The 6,410-nt window shown below is 69.7% G+C and carries 5 protein-coding genes; 3 read left to right on the top strand and 2 right to left on the bottom strand.

The features are described from left to right. The first annotated feature begins 173 nt into the window (after nucleotides 1-173). The gene (locus tag QK442_RS34200) at nucleotides 174-515 is read left to right on the top strand and encodes a hypothetical protein (protein ID WP_282698014.1); all 342 of its coding nucleotides are present in this window, start codon (nucleotides 174-176) and stop codon (nucleotides 513-515) included. Then, nucleotides 512-841 (top strand): hypothetical protein, encoded by a 330-nt coding sequence (locus tag QK442_RS34205; RefSeq protein WP_282698015.1) that lies wholly within the window; start codon nucleotides 512-514, stop codon nucleotides 839-841. Before QK442_RS34200 ends, QK442_RS34205 begins: the two co-directional genes overlap by 4 nt. A gap of 567 nt (nucleotides 842-1,408) precedes the next feature. Here the strand turns inward: QK442_RS34205 and QK442_RS34210 are convergent. Together QK442_RS34210 and QK442_RS34215 are read right to left on the bottom strand one after the other, a co-directional pair. After that, nucleotides 1,409-2,938, bottom strand: a complete 1,530-nt coding sequence (locus tag QK442_RS34210) for a UDP-N-acetylglucosamine 1-carboxyvinyltransferase (protein ID WP_282698016.1) — start codon at nucleotides 2,936-2,938, stop codon at nucleotides 1,409-1,411. A gap of 79 nt (nucleotides 2,939-3,017) precedes the next feature. Further along, entirely contained in the window at nucleotides 3,018-3,392 is a 375-nt protein-coding gene (locus QK442_RS34215; protein WP_282698017.1) for an extradiol dioxygenase, read from the bottom strand. Between the two features lie 267 nt (nucleotides 3,393-3,659). On the opposite strand from QK442_RS34215, the gene acnA reads away from it, so the two are divergent. Next, a complete protein-coding gene (gene acnA / locus QK442_RS34220; RefSeq protein ID WP_282698018.1) occupies nucleotides 3,660-6,374 on the top strand; it encodes an aconitate hydratase AcnA in 2,715 nt (904 codons plus the stop codon). Nucleotides 6,375-6,410: the final 36 nt, after the last annotated feature.

Below are 6,410 nucleotides of genomic sequence, written 5' to 3' on the forward strand. Positions count from 1 at the left end.
CGAGCGGCGGCGCCGAGGCTCCCACTTCGCGGGTCACTCGCGTACATCTGCACACATATCAGAATCCGATCGGAGGAAATCGCCGGGGCGGGCTTCGACGAGTAGTCGCCGTCAGCTGTCTCCCGCGCACAGTGAGTGACAAGCAGCACTCGCACATCGAAGGAGAGACAGCCATGCACGGACAGCAGCACAGTCATGCCGCGGGCCGGTGGCGGCCGCGGAGCCGGCGGGTCGTGGCCGCGTTCGGGGCACAGGTGCTGGGCGCGGCGGCCCTCGTCGGGCTGGGGGCGGAGGGGGCGGCGGCGCAGCCGGTGACGTGTTTCGGGGCGGTGGCCACGGTCACCGGCACGCAGGGGACTCCCGGCGACGACGTCATCATCGGGACCCCGGGGAACGACCGCATCGACGGCGGGGGCGGCGACGACAGGATCTGCGGTCTGGGGGGGGCGACGATGTCCTGGACGGCGGCGAGGGCAACGACAGAGTCGCGGGCGGCAGGGGCGACGACCGGGTGAACGGCGGCGCCGGGGACGACCTGGTGGTCGGCGACGACTACGCCGACGGCGACGTGACCGAATCCCCCGCCGGACGCGACCGGGTCGACGGCGGCGCGGGCGACGACAACATCTTCGGGGACAACGTCTCCGCGGGGGGCATCGCCGTGGGCGGGGCGGCGGACAGGATCCACGGCGGTGCCGGAGACGACTCCATCACCGGCGACAGCTCCGGCTTCGAGGCGACCGGCGGGGCGAACGACTTCATCACGGGTGGCGACGGCGAGGACGTCATCGTGAGGGACTCGTTCGGAGTCGACAAGGCCACGGGGCCGGCGACGACGTGATCCTGGAGGGGGCCGGCATCTTCGGGTTCGTGGTGGGGGACAGCCGCACGGACCACGACGTGGCCGGCGCGGGCGGCGACGACACCATCGACCTGGGAACGGACGGGGGCTTCGGCGCCGTGGGCGACCACGTGCCCAACTTCGGGCAGTCCGTCGGGTCCGGGAGGGATCGCATCACGGGCGGCGCCGCGGACGAGTTCGTGCTCGCCGGTGACAGCGTGACGAGCACCGCCACCGGCGCCACGGCCGCCGACGACGTCGTCAACGGCCGTGGCGGCGCCGACCTGATCTTCGGCGACAACGTCGACAGTCAGCTGGCGGCCACGATCGGCACGGTCGGGGGCGCCGACACCCTGGGCGGCGGCGACGGCGACGACCGCCTCCGCGGGGCCCCGGCCCCGACCGCCTCAACGGCGGCCCCGGCACCGACGACTGCGACGGCGAGGCGGGCGCGGACATCGAGACCGCCTGCGAGGTCTGACAGCCGGATGGGCGAGGCCGAGGCTCGGTCACCCTCCGGGAACAGGAGAGTGACCGAGCCTCAGCGGATGCCGCGTCCTGGATGTTCTAGATGTCCCGGAAGATCTCGATCTGCGCGCCCACCGAGTTCAGGCGCTCCGCCAGGTCCTCGTAACCACGGTTGATGACGTACACGTTCCGCAGGACGGAGGTGCCCTCGGCGGCCATCATCGCGAGGAGGACGACCACCGCCGGGCGGAGGGCGGGCGGGCACATCATCTCGGCGGCGCGCCAGCGGGTGGGGCCCTCGACCAGGACACGGTGGGGGTCGAGGAGCTGGAGGCGGCCGCCGAGGCGGTTGAGGTCCGTCAGATAGATGGCGCGGTTGTCGTAGACCCAGTCGTGGATGAGGGTCTGGCCCTGGGCGGTGGCCGCGATGGCCGCGAAGAAGGGGACGTTGTCGATGTTGAGGCCCGGGAAGGGCATGGGGTGGATCTTGTCGATCGGCGCCTCCAGCTTGGAGGGGCGGACCGTCAGGTCGACCAGGCGGGTGCGACCGTTGTCGGCGGGGTACTCGGCGGAGCGGTCGTGGTCGAGGCCCATCTCCTCCAGGACCGCGAGCTCGATCTCCAGGAACTCGATCGGCACCCGGCGGATCGTCAGCTCGGACTCGGTGACGACGGCGGCGGCGAGGAGGCTCATCGCCTCGACCGGGTCCTCGGAGGGGGAGTAGTCGACGTCCACGTCGATCTCCGGGACGCCGTGCACGGTCAGCGTGGTGGAGCCGACGCCCTCGACCCGTACGCCCAGCGCCTCCAGGAAGAAGCACAGGTCCTGGACCATGTAGTTGGAGGAGGCGTTGCGGATGACGGTGACGCCGTCGTGGCGGGCGGCGGCGAGGAGCGCGTTCTCGGTCACGGTGTCGCCGCGCTCGGTCAGGACGATCGGGCGGTCGGGGGCGACCGCGGTCTCGACCTGGGCGTGGTAGAGGCCCTCGGTGGCGGTGATGTCCAGGCCGAAGCGGCGCAGCGCGATCATGTGCGGCTCGATCGTGCGCGTACCGAGGTCGCAGCCGCCGGCGTACGGCAGCTTGAAGCGGTCCATGCGGTGCAGCAGCGGGCCGAGGAACATGATGATGGAACGGGTGCGGATGGCGGCCTCGGCGTCGATGGACTCCATGTCCAGCTCGGCCGGTGGCACGATCTCCAGGTCCACGCCGTCGTTGATCCAGCGGGTGCGGACGCCGATGGAGTTGAGCACCTCCAGGAGGCGGAAGACCTCCTCGATGCGGGCGACCCGGCGCAGCACCGTGCGGCCCTTGTTGAGGAGGGTGGCGCAGAGCAGGGCGACGCAGGCGTTCTTGCTGGTCTTGACGTCGATGGAGCCGGAGAGCCGGCGGCGGCCGACGACGCGGAGGTGCATCGGACCGGCGTAGCCCAGGGAGACGATCTCGCTGTCGAGGGCCTCGCCGATGCGGGCGATCATCTCAAGGCTGATGTTCTGGTTGCCGCGCTCGATCCGGTTGACCGCGCTCTGGCTGGTGGCCAGGGCCTCGGCGAGCTGCGTCTGGGTCCAGCCGCGGTGCTGCCGTGCGTCACGGATGAGCTTGCCGATGCGTACGAGGTAGTCGTCTGCCATGGCGTCACGTTATCTCAGATATGAGATGGCAACGATCACCAGGGTGGTGCATCCGGGTGATGTCGCGTGACTTTTAAGGCTATACGTCCGAATTGGGCTCGTCGGGGAGGTCGTACGCCGTGGGGTGGCGTGGCTCGTACAGCGGGAGCTCCGTGCCGCTCGGCAGTCGTACCGCCGAGAGCAGGCCCCACCCCTGGTCGGTGATGGCCCGTGAGATCTCGGCGCCCTTGTCCTCCAGGGCGGTGAGGGTGCGGGCGAGGTCCTCGCACATCAGATAGACCTCGTGCTTGGGCTCGCCCTCGGTCGGCTGGACCGCGATCTCGGCGGGCGGCAGCCGGAAGATCAGCCAGCCCCGCCCGGCGTCCACATGGGGGAGGCCGGCGACGTCCTTGAGGAAGTCCCGGTCGGCCTCGGCGTCCCGGGTGTAGAGGATGACGTGCGCGCCGCTGAACATGGGTCGATCCTCGGCCGCCCCCGGGGTGCCGGCAACGCGGGCGCGTCCGGACGGGGATTCGCGCGCCACGCGAGATCGGGGCCGCCCGGGCATGACCGACGGGCGGGGATGCACTAGAGTTATCTCGACATCGAGATAACTGCTTACGGCGCACCGCGGCCGCCTGCCTGGTAAGGGTTCCCTAACTTAGCCTTACCTTAGCGGATCGGCGAGGAGTCGTGGCGGCAGCATGACGGTAGTACGCGCACATTGATGAAGGAGACTGTCGTGTCGGCGAACAGCTTCGACGCCCGCAGCACGCTGCGCGTGGGCGACGAGTCGTACGAGATCTTCCGCCTTGACAAGGTGGAGGGCTCGGCCAGGCTTCCCTACAGCCTGAAGGTCCTCCTGGAGAACCTGCTCCGCACCGAGGACGGCGCGAACATCACCGCCGACCACATTCGGGCCCTCGGCGACTGGGACTCCCAGGCCCAGCCGAGCCAGGAGATCCAGTTCACGCCGGCGCGCGTGATCATGCAGGACTTCACCGGTGTCCCCTGCGTCGTCGACCTCGCCACCATGCGCGAGGCCGTCGCCGCGCTCGGCGGCGACCCGGCGAAGATCAACCCGCTCTCCCCGGCCGAGATGGTCATCGACCACTCCGTCATCGCCGACAAGTTCGGCACCAACGACGCCTTCGCGCAGAACGTCGAGCTGGAGTACGGCCGCAACAAGGAGCGCTACCAGTTCCTGCGCTGGGGCCAGACCGCCTTCGACGACTTCAAGGTCGTCCCGCCGGGCACCGGCATCGTCCACCAGGTGAACATCGAGCACCTGGCCCGCACCGTCATGGTCCGCAACGGCCAGGCGTACCCCGACACCCTCGTCGGCACCGACTCCCACACCACCATGGTCAACGGCCTCGGTGTGCTCGGCTGGGGCGTCGGCGGCATCGAGGCCGAGGCCGCCATGCTCGGCCAGCCGGTCTCCATGCTCATCCCGCGCGTCGTCGGCTTCAAGCTGACCGGCGAGCTGCCCACCGGCACCACCGCCACCGACCTGGTGCTGACCATCACCGAGATGCTGCGCAAGCACGGTGTCGTCGGCAAGTTCGTCGAGTTCTACGGTGAGGGCGTGGCCGCCACCTCGCTCGCCAACCGCGCCACCATCGGCAACATGTCGCCGGAGTTCGGCTCCACCGCCGCCGTCTTCCCGATCGACGGCGAGACCCTGAACTACCTCAAGCTCACCGGCCGTTCCGAGCAGCAGGTCGCGCTCGTCGAGGCGTACGCCAAGGAGCAGGGCCTCTGGCTGGACCCGAAGGCCGAGCCGGACTTCTCCGAGAAGCTGGAGCTCGACCTCTCCACCGTCGTCCCGTCGATCGCCGGCCCGAAGCGCCCGCAGGACCGCATCGTCCTCGCGAACGCCGCCGAGCAGTTCGCCCAGGACGTCCGCAACTACGTCGACATGGTCGACGAGGCGGGCCAGGAGTCCTTCCCGGCCTCCGACGCCCCGGCCGTCTCCAGCTCGGTCCCGTCGAACCCGGTCGAGGTCACCGCCCCCGACGGCTCGACCTACACCCTCGACCACGGTGCGGTGACGGTCGCGGCCATCACCTCCTGCACCAACACCTCGAACCCGTACGTCATGGTCGCCGCCGCGCTCGTCGCGAAGAAGGCCGTGGAGAAGGGCCTGACCCGCAAGCCGTGGGTCAAGACCACCCTCGCCCCGGGCTCGAAGGTCGTCACCGACTACTTCGACAAGGCGGGCCTCACCCCGTACCTCGACAAGGTCGGCTTCAACCTCGTCGGCTACGGCTGCACCACCTGCATCGGCAACTCCGGCCCGCTGCCGGAGGAGGTCTCCAAGGCCGTCAACGACCACGACCTCGCGGTCACCTCGGTCCTCTCCGGCAACCGGAACTTCGAGGGCCGCATCAACCCCGACGTCAAGATGAACTACCTGGCCTCCCCGCCGCTGGTCGTCGCGTACGCCCTCGCGGGCTCCATGAAGGTGGACATCACCAAGGACGCGCTCGGCACCGACACCGAGGGCAACCCGGTCTTCCTCAAGGACATCTGGCCCTCCGAGGCCGAGGTGAACGACGTCGTCGCCAACGCCATCGGCGAGGACATGTTCTCCAAGTCCTACCAGGACGTCTTCGCCGGCGACGCCCAGTGGCAGTCGCTGTCGATCCCGACCGGCAACACCTTCGAGTGGGACCCGGAGTCGACCTACGTCCGCAAGCCCCCGTACTTCGAGGGCATGACGATGGAGACCACCCCGGTCACCGACATCACGGGCGCCCGCGTGCTCGCGAAGCTCGGCGACTCGGTCACCACCGACCACATCTCCCCGGCCGGTGCCATCAAGGCCGACACCCCCGCCGGCAAGTACCTCACCGAGCACGGTGTGGAGCGTCGTGACTTCAACTCCTACGGCTCGCGCCGAGGCAACCACGAGGTCATGATCCGCGGCACCTTCGCCAACATCCGCCTGCGCAACCAGATCGCGCCGGGCACCGAGGGCGGCTTCACGCGTGACTTCACGCAGGAGGGCGGCCCGGTCTCCTTCATCTACGACGCCTCGCAGAACTACCAGGCCGCCGGCGTCCCGCTGGTCATCCTGGGCGGCAAGGAGTACGGCTCCGGCTCCTCCCGCGACTGGGCGGCCAAGGGCACGGCCCTCCTCGGCGTCAAGGCCGTCATCACCGAGTCGTACGAGCGCATCCACCGCTCGAACCTCATCGGCATGGGCGTCCTGCCGCTCCAGTTCCCGGCCGGCCAGTCGGCCGACTCGCTGGGCCTGACCGGCGAGGAGACCTTCTCCATCACCGGCATCACCGAGCTGAACGAGGGCCGGACCCCGAGCACGGTGAAGGTCACCACCGACACCGGCGTCGAGTTCGACGCGGTCGTCCGCATCGACACCCCCGGTGAGGCGGACTACTACCGCAACGGCGGCATCATGCAGTACGTGCTCCGTAACCTGATCCGCGGCTGACGCTTCGGGTGAACGGAACGGGCCCCGATCCTCGGG

This window comes from Streptomyces sp. CC208A (assembly GCF_030010625.1).
GTDB lineage: Bacteria > Actinomycetota > Actinomycetes > Streptomycetales > Streptomycetaceae > Streptomyces.

Excerpts from the sequence above, each read along its gene's own strand:
- QK442_RS34215 (WP_282698017.1), bottom strand. The coding sequence starts at position 3,392 with ATGTTCAGCGGCGCGCACGTCATCCTCTACACCCGGGACGCCGAGGCC.
- QK442_RS34200 (WP_282698014.1), top strand. The coding sequence starts at position 174 with ATGCACGGACAGCAGCACAGTCATGCCGCGGGCCGGTGGCGGCCGCGG.
- QK442_RS34210 (WP_282698016.1), bottom strand. The coding sequence starts at position 2,938 with ATGGCAGACGACTACCTCGTACGCATCGGCAAGCTCATCCGTGACGCA.